17 protein-coding genes and 1 pseudogene are annotated in these 15,467 nt (G+C 71.2%); 8 read left to right on the top strand and 10 right to left on the bottom strand.

Going from position 1 to position 15,467, the window contains the following annotated elements:
• Window positions 1–38: 38 nt before the first annotated feature.
• From ACFVWU_RS13400 to ACFVWU_RS13390, 3 genes are all read left to right on the top strand, one after another.
• Window positions 39–749 (top strand): DUF2637 domain-containing protein, encoded by a 711-nt coding sequence (locus tag ACFVWU_RS13400; RefSeq protein ID WP_387619210.1) that lies wholly within the window; start codon window positions 39–41, stop codon window positions 747–749.
• Between the two features lie 443 nt (window positions 750–1,192).
• Window positions 1,193–2,062 (top strand): hypothetical protein, encoded by an 870-nt coding sequence (locus ACFVWU_RS13395; protein WP_387619207.1) that lies wholly within the window; start codon window positions 1,193–1,195, stop codon window positions 2,060–2,062.
• Window positions 2,063–2,578: 516 nt separating this feature from the next.
• On the top strand, window positions 2,579–4,000 hold the full coding sequence (locus tag ACFVWU_RS13390; RefSeq protein WP_387619204.1) for an arylsulfotransferase family protein: 1,422 nt from the start codon (window positions 2,579–2,581) through the stop codon (window positions 3,998–4,000).
• Window positions 4,001–4,928: 928 nt separating this feature from the next.
• Here ACFVWU_RS13390 and ACFVWU_RS13385 read toward each other — a convergent pair.
• The 6 genes and pseudogenes from ACFVWU_RS13385 to ACFVWU_RS13360 all read right to left on the bottom strand — a co-directional run bounded on the left by ACFVWU_RS13385 (window position 4,929) and on the right by ACFVWU_RS13360 (window position 9,456).
• Window positions 4,929–5,855, bottom strand: coding sequence for a hypothetical protein (locus ACFVWU_RS13385; protein ID WP_387619201.1), 927 nt, complete (start codon window positions 5,853–5,855; stop codon window positions 4,929–4,931).
• A 70-nt stretch (window positions 5,856–5,925) separates the two neighbouring features.
• Complete coding sequence (locus ACFVWU_RS13380; protein ID WP_387619318.1) at window positions 5,926–6,381, bottom strand: helix-turn-helix domain-containing protein; 456 nt, start codon at window positions 6,379–6,381, stop codon at window positions 5,926–5,928.
• A 164-nt stretch (window positions 6,382–6,545) separates the two neighbouring features.
• The gene (locus ACFVWU_RS13375) at window positions 6,546–7,787 is read right to left on the bottom strand and encodes a class I SAM-dependent methyltransferase (protein ID WP_387619199.1); all 1,242 of its coding nucleotides are present in this window, start codon (window positions 7,785–7,787) and stop codon (window positions 6,546–6,548) included.
• Window positions 7,780–8,394, bottom strand: coding sequence for a hypothetical protein (locus tag ACFVWU_RS13370; RefSeq protein ID WP_387619327.1), 615 nt, complete (start codon window positions 8,392–8,394; stop codon window positions 7,780–7,782). Before ACFVWU_RS13370 ends, ACFVWU_RS13375 begins: the two co-directional genes overlap by 8 nt.
• A gap of 71 nt (window positions 8,395–8,465) precedes the next feature.
• Window positions 8,466–8,603: pseudogene (locus ACFVWU_RS13365) on the bottom strand (histidine phosphatase family protein); the annotation flags it as partial.
• A 61-nt stretch (window positions 8,604–8,664) separates the two neighbouring features.
• Window positions 8,665–9,456, bottom strand: a complete 792-nt coding sequence (locus ACFVWU_RS13360; RefSeq protein WP_387619196.1) for a hypothetical protein — start codon at window positions 9,454–9,456, stop codon at window positions 8,665–8,667.
• A 170-nt stretch (window positions 9,457–9,626) separates the two neighbouring features.
• Here ACFVWU_RS13360 and ACFVWU_RS13355 point away from each other — a divergent pair, with 170 nt between their 5' ends.
• The gene (locus ACFVWU_RS13355) at window positions 9,627–10,547 is read left to right on the top strand and encodes a helicase associated domain-containing protein (protein WP_387619193.1); all 921 of its coding nucleotides are present in this window, start codon (window positions 9,627–9,629) and stop codon (window positions 10,545–10,547) included.
• A gap of 122 nt (window positions 10,548–10,669) precedes the next feature.
• Window positions 10,670–12,022: a Tim44-like domain-containing protein gene (locus ACFVWU_RS13350; protein WP_387619192.1), complete on the top strand. Its 1,353-nt coding sequence runs from the start codon at window positions 10,670–10,672 to the stop codon at window positions 12,020–12,022.
• 493 nt (window positions 12,023–12,515) lie between these two features.
• On the opposite strand, the gene ACFVWU_RS13345 is transcribed toward ACFVWU_RS13350, so the two are convergent.
• The 4 genes from ACFVWU_RS13345 to ACFVWU_RS13330 all read right to left on the bottom strand — a co-directional run bounded on the left by ACFVWU_RS13345 (window position 12,516) and on the right by ACFVWU_RS13330 (window position 14,053).
• The gene (locus ACFVWU_RS13345; RefSeq protein ID WP_387619190.1) at window positions 12,516–12,851 is read right to left on the bottom strand and encodes a hypothetical protein; all 336 of its coding nucleotides are present in this window, start codon (window positions 12,849–12,851) and stop codon (window positions 12,516–12,518) included.
• Window positions 12,852–12,925: 74 nt separating this feature from the next.
• A complete protein-coding gene (locus tag ACFVWU_RS13340) occupies window positions 12,926–13,456 on the bottom strand; it encodes a hypothetical protein (RefSeq protein ID WP_387619187.1) in 531 nt (176 codons plus the stop codon).
• A gap of 207 nt (window positions 13,457–13,663) precedes the next feature.
• On the bottom strand, window positions 13,664–13,804 hold the full coding sequence (locus tag ACFVWU_RS13335; protein ID WP_387619184.1) for a hypothetical protein: 141 nt from the start codon (window positions 13,802–13,804) through the stop codon (window positions 13,664–13,666).
• A gap of 57 nt (window positions 13,805–13,861) precedes the next feature.
• Complete coding sequence (locus ACFVWU_RS13330) at window positions 13,862–14,053, bottom strand: hypothetical protein (RefSeq protein ID WP_387619181.1); 192 nt, start codon at window positions 14,051–14,053, stop codon at window positions 13,862–13,864.
• Between the two features lie 142 nt (window positions 14,054–14,195).
• Here ACFVWU_RS13330 and ACFVWU_RS13325 point away from each other — a divergent pair, with 142 nt between their 5' ends.
• The 3 genes from ACFVWU_RS13325 to ACFVWU_RS13315 all read left to right on the top strand — a co-directional run bounded on the left by ACFVWU_RS13325 (window position 14,196) and on the right by ACFVWU_RS13315 (window position 15,458).
• A complete protein-coding gene (locus tag ACFVWU_RS13325) occupies window positions 14,196–14,618 on the top strand; it encodes a DUF3052 domain-containing protein (RefSeq protein ID WP_387619178.1) in 423 nt (140 codons plus the stop codon).
• Window positions 14,615–15,091 carry a hypothetical protein gene (locus ACFVWU_RS13320; RefSeq protein WP_387619176.1) on the top strand — a complete coding sequence of 159 codons (477 nt, stop codon included), beginning with the start codon at window positions 14,615–14,617 and terminating at the stop codon, window positions 15,089–15,091. The genes ACFVWU_RS13325 and ACFVWU_RS13320 overlap by 4 nt, the downstream gene beginning before the upstream one ends.
• Before the next feature lie 145 nt (window positions 15,092–15,236).
• Window positions 15,237–15,458, top strand: a complete 222-nt coding sequence (locus ACFVWU_RS13315; RefSeq protein ID WP_387619173.1) for a hypothetical protein — start codon at window positions 15,237–15,239, stop codon at window positions 15,456–15,458.
• Window positions 15,459–15,467: the final 9 nt, after the last annotated feature.

The raw sequence follows: 15,467 nt of genomic DNA, 5'->3' as shown, positions 1-15,467 counted from the left end.
CGGCCGAGATCCACAATGACGCGAACAGGAGGGTTGCTTTGTACGAGTCAACGAACACCGCATTCAACCCCTATTACGCAGGTGGATTCATCCCCGATGACGGAGTGATGCACAACCACGCCCTCTGGCCGCCCGCCGGGCAGCTGTCCGCCGACCTGGCTTGTCCGGCCGTCAATGGCTGGGTAGATCCAGGCCTGCAGTCGTACCCTTCGGATGCGGAAGCGCTCGAAGAGGAAGCCGGCTTGCAGGCCATGGGCTTCCGCCCGCAGCTGATCGCTGACCGCCGGGAGCGTCACGCACGCCCGGCGCGCCGCCGGTCCGACATCGTGGGATCCGTCATCGGATTCCTGACTGCGACGATCGTCACTTCGGTGTGCATCCTCGGATGGATAATCTCCTATCACCCTCTGCGGGACGTGGCCCTTTCCCAGCTGCCGAGGAGTCTGTCCCAGTACTGGCCTGTCGTCGTCTACGGGCCGTGGATAGCCGCTTCCCTCTCCGTTCTGCGGGCCGCTCTGGGAGGACGAAAGGTGGCGAATTCCTGGACGGTCATCCTGGTGTTCGCAGGTATCGCCAGTCTCCTGTGTATCGTCGACACGTCCAGAACAATGCCTGCGGCCGTGGTCGCGGGCCTTCCGCCCGTGACAGCTGTGGTGTCCTTGCAGCAGATGGTGCGCCAGCTGCTCGTAACCCGACAAATGCGCCAGGAGGATCCTCGGCAGAAGCCCTCACACCGGGCATCTCGCTAGCGCGTCAACGTCACAGCCTGCCCGCTTCCGCGGCCAGGTGGCGCGCGATGGCGGCGTCGGTGACGACGATTCCCGGCGCGGGACGGCCGGCCGCCGTGGTCTGCATGCCGCTGAAGGGGAGGGTTTCGCCAGCAGAGCGATCACCGCCGTGATCAAAATGCCCAGAAGGGCCCTCTGGCGGCCTGTTGACCGAACGGCAAGCCCGACGCACCGGCCGCATCCCGAAAGGCGCCGCAAGGGGCATTTCTGTGGGCCAATTTTCGGCCATGTACATGCAATTTCTGTCCGGCCGGTCCAGGAAGCGGCCGAATTGGGTGCGTTCGCTCCCGCGCTGACCCGCCCCTGGCGTAGTCCGACACACCTACGATTCCGGATACCCGGTCAGCACCAGGGCGACTGTGGCCGGGCTGGCGCGCAGTAACCTCCGCACCCGACCCAAGACCGTGGTCAACACCACCGGCGAAGACGCCCGCCGCCTGCTCGAACATCTCGGCCGGAACCATCCACCCGTGCTCGGCGGCCCCCCCAAGTCCCAAGTCCAGGTCCTACGGCAGGTCACGGTGCAGAACCACTACTGGGACCCCGCCGGCCGGGCGCGCTGGTGCGATGAGGACGGCGGCAGCGGTCTGCCGCCCTCAGCCAGCCGGATCGTCTCGCCCTACGACCCGACGGCCCGCTACGCACGCCGCGGGCAGGCCACCCGGTGGACGGGGTACCTCGCCCATGTGACCGAGACCTGCTCGGGAGAGGGCCTCATCGTGATCACAGACGTGACCACGACGCCAGCCACCAGCGTCGACACCGAGGTCCTGCCCGGCATCCACGCCCGACTGGAACGTCGGAGCCTGCGGCCCGACCAGCACTTGGTCGACGGCGGCTACACCTCCCTTCCCCGTCTGGAACAGGCCGAACGCGAACACCGGACCACAGCCGTCGGACCGTTGCCGGGCAACCCCACCCGTCAGCACCGCCGGGGCGAGTGCTTCGCCCGCGACGACTTCCACACAGACTTCGACCGTAAGGAGGTCACCTGCCCGCAGGGGCAGACCAGCGCTGGCTGGCACGGCTCCTACCCGACCTCCTCGCCGACCGCCGCCCCGCTGATCGTGGCCCGCTCCACCAAGAGCCAGTGCCAGCCCTGCCCGGCTCGGGCCCCACGTGCACCATCTCCCGAGACTCCGCGCGCACCGTGGGCTTTCGGGCAGGCCAAGGCGCGACCACTCAAGATCCTGTTACGTTCTAAGGTTCGGTCGGGGCCTTCGTCGTATCCCGTCTCAGATTCCCTCTCCGTCGGCCTTCACGGGGATCGGTGAGCCGTCCCCGTCGACGTCCTTGGCCACCTGCCGGATGAGGACACTGCGGGGCATCATCCAGCCGACCGAGCGGGACCGCTCGGCCACCGGCCGGTCGTCTGGCCTGTTCGGGTGCGATCTGTGGGCCATACCGGTCACCGAGGGCGAGGGCCTCCGAGGCGGATGCCGCAGGCCCGTACAACCTCGTGTGGGGCGCCGGCTTCCTGCGGCTTCCGGGCAGGACGGCCAGGTCGGTGAGGCCATCGCTCCGATTCCGTGAGGGTGAGCAACAGAAGGAGGAGGGACGTGCCTGCAGCTATGAGTGCCCGGCAGCGCTGGATGGCGGCCGCGACGGCGATGGTGACGGCTGGGGCACTCGGTTCGCTAGGGGCAGGCACGTCCGCGGCGTCCGACCTGATGGGATGGGACCGTGCCCAGTGCGCGACGCAGCCCGCCCCGCCAGCGACGAGCGTGCCGCCACCGATCACCTCCGGCAGCGATGTGTGGAGCTTCGTGTCCGCGCCGAAGCTGCATCCCATGCGGGTCACCGTGACCACGCGACAACCGGGCACGGCCCCGGGGGACGTCTTCGTCGCCCCGTACAACCTCACCCAGCCGGTCGGCCAGACCGGGGCGCTGATGCTCGAAGACTCCGGCGATCCGGTCTGGTTCCGCCCGCTTCCCGTCGCGAACCTCGAGAACGGCGACTTCCGGGTGCAGACGTACCACAACCCCCGGACCCGCGTCACACAGCCGGTGCTGACGTTCTGGCAGGGAACCATCGCGATTCCGCCGTACTACACCAACCTTCCCGGCGGCGCCCCCGAGCCGGGCGGCTGCTTCTACATCTTCGACGACCACTACCGCCTGCTCAGCACCGTCTTCGCCCGGCACGGCTTCTACCCGGACTTCCACGAGTTCCTCCTGACGCGCCGGGGGACCGCGCTGTTCATCGCGTCCAAGCCGGTTCCGATGGACCTCACCCCGTACGGGGGGCCGAAGGACGGAGCCATCGAGGACAGCGAGGTCCAGGAGGTCGATCTCGCGACCGGGAAGCTCGTCTTCTCGTGGGACATCCTGGACCATGTGAATCCGGCGGACTCCGAGGTGTCGGCCTCCTCGGCGTCCTCGTCCGGCGGGGTGTGGGACGCCTATCATGTGAACTCGATCGATGAGGGCCCCGACGGCCAGCTGCTGATCTCGGCCCGGAACCTCTGGGCGGTCTACGACGTCGCGCGGCAGACAGGTGACATCCGCTGGCAACTCGGCGGCAAGAGAAGCGACTTCAGCTTCGGCCCGAACGCGGACTTCTACTGGCAGCACCACGCCCGGTTCCGGCCGGGAAACCGGATCAGCATGTTCGACGACGGCTGCTGCAACCAGCCGAACGGCACCCCCGAACAGCAGTCACATGGCCTGATCCTCAATCTCGACTTCCCCAACCACCGCGCGACCGCGACTCGGACCTATTACCACGCACCGGGGTTGTACGCCGCGTCCCAGGGAGACACCCAGGCGCTCACCAACGGCAACGAGTTCGTCGGGTGGGGGCAGGAGTCGTACTACTCGGAGTACAGCGGTGCCGGGAACACCGAGGGAGACGGCTCGAAGAACCTGCTCTACGACGCCATGATGCCGGGCTCCGACATCTCGTACCGGGCGTTCCGCCATGAGTGGGTCGGAAAGCCGTGGTATCCGCCCAGCGCGGCGGCGCGCGGCGGCAGCGGCGGGCGGAGCATCGTCTACGCCTCCTGGAACGGTTCAACGGAGACCAGAGCCTGGCAGGTGCTCGCCGGACCGGACGCCCGTTCCCTGTCGGTGGTCGTCGATCACGCCGACCGGACCGGCTTCGAGACGGCCGTCACGACGGACAACCCGGGACCGTACTTCCAGGTGAGGGCGCTGAACGCGAAGGGAGCGGTCATCGGGACGTCCCACGTCGTGACCCGCTCCGGTTGAGGTGGGGGTGTGATCGATACCACGTCGGACTCCGCGGGAAGGACCGCTCCTCGGACCCGGAGGTCATTCTTCCCAGGCTCGGGCGCAGGGCTGCCATCGGCGCGCCGTGGCCGGGCTTGTCGGTGACGCGGGCGAGGCTTCCGCTCGTCGTAGCTGGAGAGGGTCTGGGCGCCGGCCGGGTCGGTGATGGACTGCTTCTCACCGTCGAGGTCGTAGGTGTAGAGCCACTTCCAGGTGATCCCGCCGACGCTCGGCAGGTCCTTCTCGACGAGGTTGCCGAACTGGTCGTAGGTGTTGGTGGCCGTGTTGCCCTTGGCATCGGTGAGGACCTTGGGGCGGTGTGGCTGCCGATAGATCATCCGGCCTGGTCGCGGCCTTGTCACCTGGCCGCGGCCGGTGTTCACCGACACGGACCGCGCGGTCCTCGCGGGGCTGCTCCACCACCTCCCCGCCGACAGGCTGCGGCGTCTTGTGTTGCTGGTCCGCCCGGACGCCAGAGTTCCTTGAGACAACCACATTCACCTGCGGGTCCGTCAAGATCCGCTGATCACAGCAGCACCTTGCCTATCGGGGTTCAGCATGACTCTGATCACAAGATCTTCGACAGAGCCGAATTACGTGACCGCTGACAAAAGGGGGCGGGGCCGCACGGCCCGCCCCCTTTCGCACGTTCTCGGCCGCAGCCGGACCGCTCTACAGCGCCGTCCACCCCGCAGGCCCGCCCGCCCCGGCCGCTGAGCTGGTGCTAGATCGGCGCGGCCGGCCTGCGCTGCAGCAGGTCCGGCGCCGACCGGGACGGCCGCCAGCATCTCGGCGACGGCCTGGTTCTCCTCGGCGGCCTCATCCACGGATACTCGCAGGTCGCATAGGGCGACACAGGCTTTCGGCACGCACAGGCTCCACACCGGGCCACAGGTGTTCTGCTGGTTCAGCGCCCGTACGCCTTGCGGCAGATCTCAACCAGGCTCGGCGGCAGGCCGACCTTGCCGCTCTCCGCGCAGACATCGACTGTCACCGTCGGCGGCGGCCCGGCGGGAGGCGGCTGCTCGGCGGGCCGGACCGGCGGCCGAGGGGACACGCCGGCCGGGGTCCGCGCAGGCCCTGGCCGGGACGGGACGGTTGGGACTGTCGGCCGTCCGGGCGGGTGAAGAAGGGGCTCGTCGGCGGCCGCGCCATCGGGCTCCCGGTCCTGCTCCGGCGGCTGGCCGGACGGCTGGGCCGGGGAGGGCTCCTGCGCCCGGGCGGCGGAGGGACGGACGGGCGCGGCGCTCGGCGTCTCGACCAGGAGCTGGAACACCGGGGCCGCGGCGAGCTCCATCCACTCGGCGGCGGGCGCGGGCCGGGGCCGGTCCTCGGCCGTCGGCTCCACCGCGCCGCAGGACAGCACCCCTGCGACCGCCACCACCGCGCACCGACGCGCAGCCCGGCCGGTCAGCAGGGCGGCGGCCCGTGATCGCGCGGTAGGTCGGCCGGCGGCGGCGTGCCCGGCGAGCGCCCAGCACGCGCGGGCGTTGATGATCGCAGGCCGAACAGCGCCGGCGCCGGTGAAGGCCCATGCCGCAGCCGTCCGCTCGTAGAGGTCGGCGGCACCCCGGTGGTCCCCGGCGCGGTGGGCCAGATAGGCCCGGACCTCCTGAACGGCCGGAGCGCCGAAGTGGTCGGGACCCTCGGTGTCCAGCACCGCCTGATGCAGCTCGGCAGCGAGCCGTCCAGCCTCGGCGAGCTCGCCGCCGACAGCCGCCTCCCTGATCCGGCGCCAGGCCGTGGAGCGCTCGGGCGAGAGCACCCCCGCGTCGGTACCGATCAGACACAACGGCACCGACACGGCCGTAGCGGGTCCTTCGGTACGGGCCATCCGGACCACCTCCCTTCACGGATCAAAGATGGCAGGGCAGAGCGCCGCGAGGCCGCAGCGCCACGGGTGTTCACCGGCTGCGACCCGGTACTTCGCAGGATCTCGGACGGCTGCCGGCCCGGGCTGTCTCCACGCCGGGGTACGCGGATCCCGACGCCGGATCCGGATGCCGTAGGGCAGGGCCCGAGTCGCAGCTCCCCGCCCGGGTCAGGCGCCCGGGATGATGCGGGCTGTCGCCGAACGGGGGATTGGCCGGCCGAGGGCGGCCCTCCCCGCCGGCCGACGTGTGGGCGGGGGTCTCTCTGCACGCCGGGCCCTGGTCCAGATACGCGGCGAGCTTCTCCAGGCAGCGCGGCGACAGCCGGCACCGCGACCCGCCCGGCCCGCGTGACGCCAGCGCCTGGACCCCGCCCTCGCGCCACAACCGGTACCACTGGTAGGCCGACTTCGAACTCACCCGCAGACGTCGGGCCACTTCCGTCGGCTTGACCTCCTGCTCGAACGGCTCGGTAGCCTGCATCCGCACCGTCTCCCGGCGCAGCCGTTCCGCGGCGGTCAGCCCGCCCCTATCCGCATATCTCACACACCATCGGCTACAGCCACCTCAACGAGCCCGTCAGGCAAACCGGGACAGTCACCCTGACGAGCCGAAGTCAGTAATGGTGACCGGCCTGATGGCCGCCGGCATGCTCACGCGGCGGCCTCTCGGCGGGCCACGGCGTGCACCAGGCGGCCCAGCTCGCGGTAGGGGCTGCGGGTGGAGGCGGCCCACTCGGTCTCGAGCGCCTCCTGGTACTCCGTCTCGGTGGACGTCCAGTCGGTGCGGTGATCGTGGAAGATCCGCACGCCCTGCCAGGGGAGCGGCGTGAGTCCGTTGGCCCGGGCGAGGTCGTCCAGGTGGGCGGGGGTGTCACCGCGGGTGGTGATGCCGAGGTTGCCTACGCTGGCGGCCTGCCCGCTCTCGATCTGAGCCCGGGCCGAGGCGTACAGGCCGGTCATGGCCTCGCGCACTCCCACGGCCAACTGGTTCTTCGTCAGGACGCTGAGGATGCCGCCGTCGGCGACGAGCCGCGTCAGGTGGGCGAAGGGGGCGGCGGAGTCGGGCAGGTACATCACAACGCCGTGGCAGACCACCGCGTCGAACGACGCGTCCTCGAACAGCAGGGTGTAGATGTCGCCCTCGATGAGCGTCACCCGCTCGGCGATCCCGGGAACGGCGGTGACCCGCCAGGCCGCAGCGGCGAGCATGCCGGAGGACTTCTCCACGCCGACAACCTGGTGGCCGGCGGCCGCCAGGCGCAGCACCATCTCCCCGTCACCGCAGCCGACGTCCAGGACCCGGGCTGGCCGGTTGCCGAGCTCGGCCAGCACGCGGCGGACGGTGATGTCGTGCCGCAGGCGGCCGCGGCCGCCGCTGGAGTAGGCGGCGTAGGCGCCGCCGACGGTGGCGAAGTCGGAGGAGGAAGCGGTCATGGTGAACTCCTTCTCAAGATGGTGCCAGTGCTCGACGAGGAAACGGAACGATGGGTAACGGCCTGCGGCCAGGTCGGCGCCCGCTCTGCCCGATGGAGTGAACGAGCCAGTTCTGATGGCCTGGCGGATGCTCACCAGGAGCGGTACTCGCACGGCCATCTGTGGCACCCGGGCCTGTGTCTCGGCGGGCGGAAGCCAGGCGGCCAGCTGGTTGGGGCGTATCTGCTCCCACAGCACGACGTCCACGAGCTCCTTGCCCAGACGTACGGCACGCAGGTGCGGCACCGCGGTGGTCCTGGGCTCGGCCTCGTGGTGGCCCGGCACGGTGACCGGGCCGGGGAAGTCGGTGCGCAGGGCGCGCAGGTGGCCGGCGAACACGGCGCCGAGCCGGCAGCTCAGGCACCTGCACGACGTTTGCGCGCCGGTGACGTCGTCGAGCGTGAAGATCCGCTCAACCACGGCGCCCGCCCGTGTCCGGGCCGTAGAGGCGGTAGTAGTCGTCGACGATGCCCGCCTCGGCGAGGATTTCGTTGCTGGCGGCCAGGTTGTGGCCCGGCCGCAGCCGCTTGTCCCTGCTGGCCAGGGCCACGGCGCCGACCGCGAGTGAGGCCAGGACCAAGTCGACGTACCGGTTCGACAGAGACTCGGCGTAGTGGAAGTTGATCGGCATCCCACGCCTGAGCACGCAGACTTCCGGGCCGCCGGCCAGCTGGTAGCCGGTGCCGAGCACGCCCCGGTCTGTTTCGGTGGTGCTGCCCGCGCGTAGCTCGTCCGGTCCGGACTCATAGTTCCTGCTGGTGGTGCTGACCAGGACCGATCTCGGGGGCAGGAGTCGAGCCTGCGCGAGGCCGAAGCTGCGGCTGCCGACACAGCCGAACACCAGCTGGGGCCGGTGGGCCTCCACTAGATCGTCGAGTGAGCGGCCGGTGAGGAAGCCCTCCTCGTGCGCGGCGACCGGGCGGGTGATGTCGGAGTCGAACACCGCGACCCGCACCCGGCAGCTCTCCAGGACGCGGGCCACCTCGTGGCTGATCCGCCCGAAGCCGAGCACGCGGGTCCCACACACCGGCGCCCTGCTCGGCTCCGCCCTGACCGCCGGGGTGGCCCGCGCCGCCACCGGACCGGTGATCGCCGCCACCGTCCGGCCTCGGGCGCGTCGCGTCGTCCTCGCGGGCCCAGCGGCCGTTCCCGGTCCGGGACGTCCGGCGGCCACGCGGACTTCGCGTGGCGCAGCACAATCAGCGTTCGGCGCGGCGGTGTGGTCGGCTCGCTCATGCCCCCAACCTGCCGCAGCCCGGGCCGCCGATCGAGGACGGACGCGGGCTGCTCGTGCTCCTCAGGGGTTCCGCAGGCCGTCGGCCACCCGAAGGAGCTCGTCGGGCGACAGCGCCGCGTGTTGCGGGTCGAAGCTCACCACGGTGAACGTGCTGACGCCGTCGGACCAGGTGAGGGCGCGTTCGGAATCCGTGTCGCACACGAGGGACGCGCTGTGGCCGTTGACGGACATCGGTGCACCGGCATGCGTGCCCGATGCCGGGTCCTGGGCGCCGGCCGCGGGGAGGACTTGGGTGATGCTCAACGCGGGCCTGCCGGCGGTCGCGTAGTAGCGGGTCCAGGAGGGCACGGTGTCGCTGCGGTTGTACGGATTGGGCGTCCACGGTCCGGCCACGGAACCGAAGACCAGGGGGACGTCCGGTGTCGCTGTGAAGCCCGGGGGGAGGTAGCCGACGTCGGCGAGCCGTGCAGCGGGGAACGGGACGAAGGGCTTTCTCGTGTTGGCCTCCGACAGCTGTCTGGTCCCCAGAGGCGCGTGGAGCGTGAAACTGACCAGTCGGCCCGCTGAGGGGCACTCGTGGGTCAGGTCCACCGTGTTCCCGGCCTTCAGATCCGCGGCGACCGCCTGCGACGTCTCGCGCGCGAACAGCCGCGGTTCGGCCTCCTGGCACGGTGTCCACATGACCGGTGTCGTGAGGGTGCGGCCGTCGGCGCTGACGAGCACCTGGCTGAACAGCCCTGCGTCAGCGCCGGGCTCGCGGTCCGCAGCGTAGCGCACCGCCGCGGACAGAGCCGCGAGCGCGACGACGGTGTACACGGCGCGGAGGGCCTTGCGGCGCCCCGGTGATGGCATTCGACCACTCCACGTTCGACGACAACGCCTGTTCGACGCGATGTCACCACGGTTTCAGCGCTTTCGCGGTGGCCCGCCCTCCGGCGGAGGTGGCGTGGCACGGCCGGGCACCGAGCGCGTCGGAGGATAGTACACACGCGTCCCCGTGGAGTCACGACGCCGGCGAGGCCGTGAAGGCCGAAGCCGACACCGAGATCGAGGCCTCCAGCTTCCGCACCATCTGGCGAGTGCTGCGGGCGCTGGCGGCGCACGACGCCCGGGTCGTCGGCCGGATCACCGAACTGCGCGCCCACCGCTCCCAGGGCACCGCGCACACCACCGCGGCCAAGCCGGCCGAGGGCGACGTCGCCGAGGCCGGGGAGGGCGAGCAGAAGCCGCCCCCGGTGGAGTCGCCGATCGAGTGGCTGAAGATCAACGCCCGGCACCACGCGGCGCAGATCCTCCAGACCGTGAGGCTGCGCGCGTTCAACCCGCGCGCGGTCGAGTGGCAGCGGATGCACGCCGTCGCGGCGGTCTTCCACCTCCGGCACGGCCACCTCGACCCCACCGACAGGACCCGCCACGCGGAGCTGATCTCCTGGCTCACCCGCCAGCGTCACCTGGGCGGCCAGGGCCTGCTCGACTCAGCCCGCATCTCGGAGTTGGAGGCGCTCGGCATGATCTGGTCGAAGCTTGCCAACGCCTGGGAGCGCGGGGCCGCCTATGCCGCGGCGTTCCACCACCAGCACGGCCACCTGGCGATCCCGGCGACCGCGAAGCTCGACGACTACGCGGTCGGGGCGTGGATACGCCGCCAGCGCAAGGCCGCGGGCCTCACCCCCGACCAGGTCGCCAAGCTCGACGCCCTGGACGAGCTGTGGCGGATGGAGCCGGACTGGAACCGCTCCTACCGCCGCCTGCTCGCCTACCTCGCCGCCGGCGGAACCCTCGACGGCCCGGCCAACCGCACCGGCCTCGGCGACGACCCGGCGTTCCGGCCCGGCACCTGGCTGCGCAAGCAAGCAACGGCCCGCACCGCCAGCAAGCTGACCGACCACCAGACCGCGCTCCTGGACGCGCTCCACCCACGCGCCGAGACCGTCACCGGCTGACCCGCACCGCACCGACGCCGCCGTCCCCCCGTGCCGGGCGGCCCGCTGACCTCCAACCCTCCCGAACACCCCAGGCTTGTAGGCTGGCGCGGAAAATCTCCGGTTCGTTGAGGGAGGGCCCGGTGCGCGTCCGCCGGTGGATATGTGTGCTCGCGGGAGCCGTCGCGCTGAGCAGCCCGACGGCCGCCTATGCCCGCGGCGGGGGCGGCGGTCACGGCTTCGGTGGCCACGGTGGCGGCGGGGGCAGTGGGGGCAGTGGGGGCGGCCATGGCGGCGGCTTCCACGGGTCGGGCGGCGGCTTCGGCGGCGGCTTCGGAGCGGGCGTCGGGGCCGGGAGCGGCGGGCTCCTCACCGTGCTGGTGATCGTGGCCGTCCTCCTCCTGATCCTGTGGCTGTGGTCCCGGCGCCGCAGGGCAAAACTGGCACAGGGCCTGAACACCGTCTCCGACCGCACGGCGCACCGCGCGGACGCGCAGGCGCGCGAGCGCGCCGCCCGCATCTCGGCCCGCGTCGACGCCATCGCCGACACGGATGCGACCTTCGAGCGCGCGGCGCTCGAGCAACGCGCCGTGTGGTTGTACGAGACGGCCCAACGTGCCTGGAGCGGGCACGATCACGCCACGTTGCAGCGGATCCTGTCCCCGGTGCTGTACGGCAAGTGGGCCGAGGAGCTGCACGACTACGCCTCACGCGGCGAGGTCAACGTCGTGGAGATCGTCTCCGGCCCGGTCGTCGAACTGGTCGACGTCGCCAACCGCGCGGGCGAGGTGAACGACACCGTCACCTTCCGGATCACCGCGACGCTCAACGACTACGTACGCCGCGCCGACGGCGGGCAGGCCGTGCGCAAGGACGGCTCGACGCGCCCGGTCGAGTACTGGACACTGCGCAAGAACACGGCCGGGCAGTGGATCGTGTCGTCACTGGAACAGGCCGCCGAGGGCGCGCACCACCTGAGCGGCGCCATCGAGACGGACGGCTGGGACCAGAAAGAGGTCGCCCGTGAGGCCGTGCTCGAGGTGGCCGCCAAGAGCACGGTCACCAAGGCGAGCGACATCCTGTCGCTCACCAACATCTCGTGGAGCACCGACGCCGACACCGCCGCCGGCGACCTGAGCGTCCTCGACGGCCGGTTCGACAAGTCCGTCCTCGAGGTCGCCGTCGAGCGGTTCCTCGAGGAATGGGCCATGAACGACGGCAGCCTCGACTTCACGCCCGTACGCACCGCCCACCGGACCGTCATGCGCCAGGCCACCGTCACCCGCGTCACGGTGCGCTCGCTGGTCTCCCGCGACCCGGTCGTCTTCCGCGTCACGGTCGGCACCGAGGGCGTCTACTACGAAGTCGACCGCCGCAGCGAACAGGTACTGCGCGGTGACCCGCACAAACGCAGGCCCATCACCTTCACCTTCGACCTGCGCCTGGACGACACATCGGCCAACGCGTGGACCGTCATCGCCGCCACGGTCGAGTAGACACAGCCCACGCCAGCACCACGGGCTCTCACGTCCACACCCCGGCGCCGCCCCGCCCGGACACCCACCACCACGCACGGACCGCTCACGGCCACCGGACCGGGGCGCGGGGACCCAGGGGGGGGCGGCCGCGCCAGCCACCGGACCGGGCCGGGCCGGCACGGCTATTGCCGGGCCCGGCAACGACCGCGGCCCCACCCCCAACACTCTCCCGGAGGGGGCGGGGAGAGCCTGCGGGGCGGGGCCGGAAAGCACCCGCCACAGGCAGCGGACCCAGGACGGGCCCCGCGAGGACGGTGCCAGGGCCCGGGCCGGGGGCCGGGGGCCGGGACCGATTCTCGCGACCGAGATGGCCCTACGGAGCGACCGGGACACAGCGGGGGTCATCCGGTCGATCGGCGGGCGGTAGGGCCAGGCGGTCCCGCGCGGGCCTGCGGCGCGGGACGGTCGCTCCGCAGGGCCTGGCTGACGTTTCTGTCACCCGCCCTGCGGATCAGTTGTCCTGGCGCCAGGGGGCGCGGCCGTTGGGCTCAGGCTGGGTCCAGATGCGGATCCGGGTGCTTTCCGGTGTGGCGCACCCGGCCGCGCCCCACTCGGCGGTGAAGGCCGTGTAGTACAGGCCGACGTCCCACAGCATCAGACCGACATCGTCGGGCACCGGCCGGGCGGCGATCCGTATGTAGTGGCCCGGTTCGAAGAGCTCGTCCAGTAGATGCACGGAGGCGTGGGTGCCGACCATGGAAAGCTGCCGGTAGCCCAGGTAGATCCAGCGAAGGTTCTCCTGCCCGAGGCCCCGCGTCGGCGCCCACTCGGACAGCTTGTCGACCATGACGGAGACCGGGAGTGCTGGGCCTGGATCGGCCCGAACGCGGAGATGAGCTCGGTCAGGTCCACGCGGCTGGGCTACAGCTGCGGGACGTGCGGCGGCTGGATCAACTCCTGCGGCGGCAGATCGGGGCGGCTTGTGTTGCGGCGCGCGATGTCGGCGTTGCGCGCCCGGACCTTCCGGAGGCGGCGCTGCGCGTCCTTCTGGCTGGCGGCGAGCTCCTGGTTGATCCTGTCGCGCTCGTTCTGGACGCCTTCGGCGCTGTGCCGGGCCACCTGGCCGACCGCGACGACGGCCTCGTACCCGCCGAAGTGGATGTAGAGCGAGAACACTGTCGCCTCGATCAGGCTGCGTGCCAGCGAGCGGACTGCGTACTCGAGCCCGCTGTCGACCGCCGCCGCCAGTTCCCGCAGGAGCTCCGCGCAGGAGCGCAGGGCCGCGCCGTCGTACAGACGCCACGTCACCTGCGGCGTTCGCGTGTCCAGGATCGCCCGGCGGTCGCTGGCGAAGGCCGCGTCGATCTCGGCCAGCAGCCGGCTGGTCGCCTCGGACAGTTCCTCCTGGGTGGGCCGCGACTGCTGCCGCTGCGTGTCTCCTGCGCCGGTCATGCCGACCACCGTAGGCGCCCGTGATGGCAGGTCACCCCAGGTTTTCGCATCTGGCTGCGTGCACCTCCGCGTAGCCAGGGCAATGGGGACAGCATCGACCTGCGGAGACCGCCCCGGCCTGCGGCGCGCTGAGCGAAGCGAACGAAGCGGCGGTCCACCGTTCGGTGGACCGGCGCTTTCCGCTTCCTCGCTACGCCAGGTTCGCCCCTACGCTGCCGCGGCCTGTTCCTCGGCCGGGTCGTCGATGTGCTTGAGCTGGCTGCGGGCGGCGACGCGGTCCTCGCTGGACAGCGTGGCCCAGTGGGCGTCGGCCCAGGGGTGGGTCGTAGTGCGGCCCGCCCGCACCATCGTCGAACTTGCCGTCGAGCCGGTCCTGAATGGACCGGAAGCCGGCGAGCTGCTCCTTCAGGGTGTCGCCGCCCCGCTGTACGCGCCCGCGTCGGCGGAGTGTGCCACCTGGTCGCGCACGTGGTGGAACGCCGCCTCGGGCGTGGCCAACTCGGCGGCCATCCGCCGCAGTTCGGGGTGCCGGTGGTCGATCGCCTGGTCCGCCGCGAGGTAGGCGGCGAGGTCGTCGGTCTCGGGTTGCAGGATCACGCTGCCCACGGTGTCGCGCGCACCGCCCGCCGCGGGCGGAATTCCACTCCCCGGACAGGGCACGGGGCCGCTGTCGTAGGTGTCTGGTTGGCTACTCGTGTGCGGGGTGATCGGCGCCCCGGGACGGAGGGGACGGCACACGATGGCCGTATCGGAGGAAGAGCTCGCCGAGCGCGCTCTGCGGCTCGGGTTCGAGCACGGCATGGTCGTGCGGGAGGTCGGCTACGACGACCACATCGACCAGGGCCTCCACGACAGTGTCGACGTGATCGCCGGCCAGGCCCTCCTCGACCTGGACTGGGACGGCCTGGCCGACGCCGTGCTCCTCTGGTTCCGCGACGAGGACGACGAGGACCTCGCCGACACGCTCGACTACGCCCTCGACCTGCTGGGAGAGCGCGGCATCATCTGGCTGCTCACCCCCAAGGCCGGTCGGGCCGGCCACGTCGAGCCGGGCGTCGTCGAGATCGCCGTCCGGGCCAAGGGCCTGTCCTCGACGGAGACCATGAGCGTCGCGGACGACTGGAACGGCTCCTGCCTCACCTCGGGCGGGCACCGACCGTGAAGCTTCGATTCGCTGCCGTCGACCTTCCGCCGGTCGACCGGCTGGCGGGACACCGGCGCACCCAGGCGATCTACTATTCGGCCTCCTACAACCTGGACGAGTACCCGACGTTCGAGGCCCTGGCCGAGGAGGGCCTGGTCCTGGAGTGCTTCGAGGTGTGCGACGAGGACGGAGACGAGGGCGGACACGTGCGGGCCGAGTGGTGGCAGTTCCACCGCGGGGACAGCGGCGTCCTCTTCCGGGCAGGGACGCTCGACCCGATCGGCGAGGCCCTCCAGCACGGATTCGTCTGCCGGGACCACGAGTTGTGGGCGGCGCTGGCGCAGGCCGACGACGCGCCCGGCTTCATCAACTGGTCGATGACGCCCGAGGACGACCGGTTCCCGGGTTGGGACCGCCTCTGGCACCACACCGACCCGGCGCAGGCCGAGCGGCTCTACGACCGCAACGGCGGGGTGTTCACCCGGGGCTGACGGGGTGCGCCGGGGACGGCCGGTCTTCCCTCCGGCGCTCCCTCCGGTTTCTTTCCGGCGCGCCCTGGCTCGTGGCGGCGCAGTGTCGGTGCCGAGCGCTAGCGTCGGGCAGAGCGCGGAAGACACGTGCAGGAGGAGGACGACGATGGCGACCTTCACGCTCGTTCCCGGTGCCGACGGCCGGGCCTGGTTCTGGCACCGGCTGGTGCCCGAGCTGCGGGCCCCGGACGACAGCCCGAACGTCATCCAGCTGCCTGCTGCGGCAATTCGGCGCCGCCGAGTAGTCGGCGGACTGCTCAACGAGTACCGTCCCGCGCCGATCACGCCTTCTCCGCCGCCGCAGGAAGCCCCCAGATCAGTGGCCTGATCGGAGTTT

It is taken from the genome of Kitasatospora sp. NPDC058190 (assembly GCF_042883685.1).
Lineage (GTDB): Bacteria > Actinomycetota > Actinomycetes > Streptomycetales > Streptomycetaceae > Kitasatospora.
Note: the sequence above shows the minus strand (reverse complement) of the source record. Positions and strands in the feature narration are given on the sequence as shown.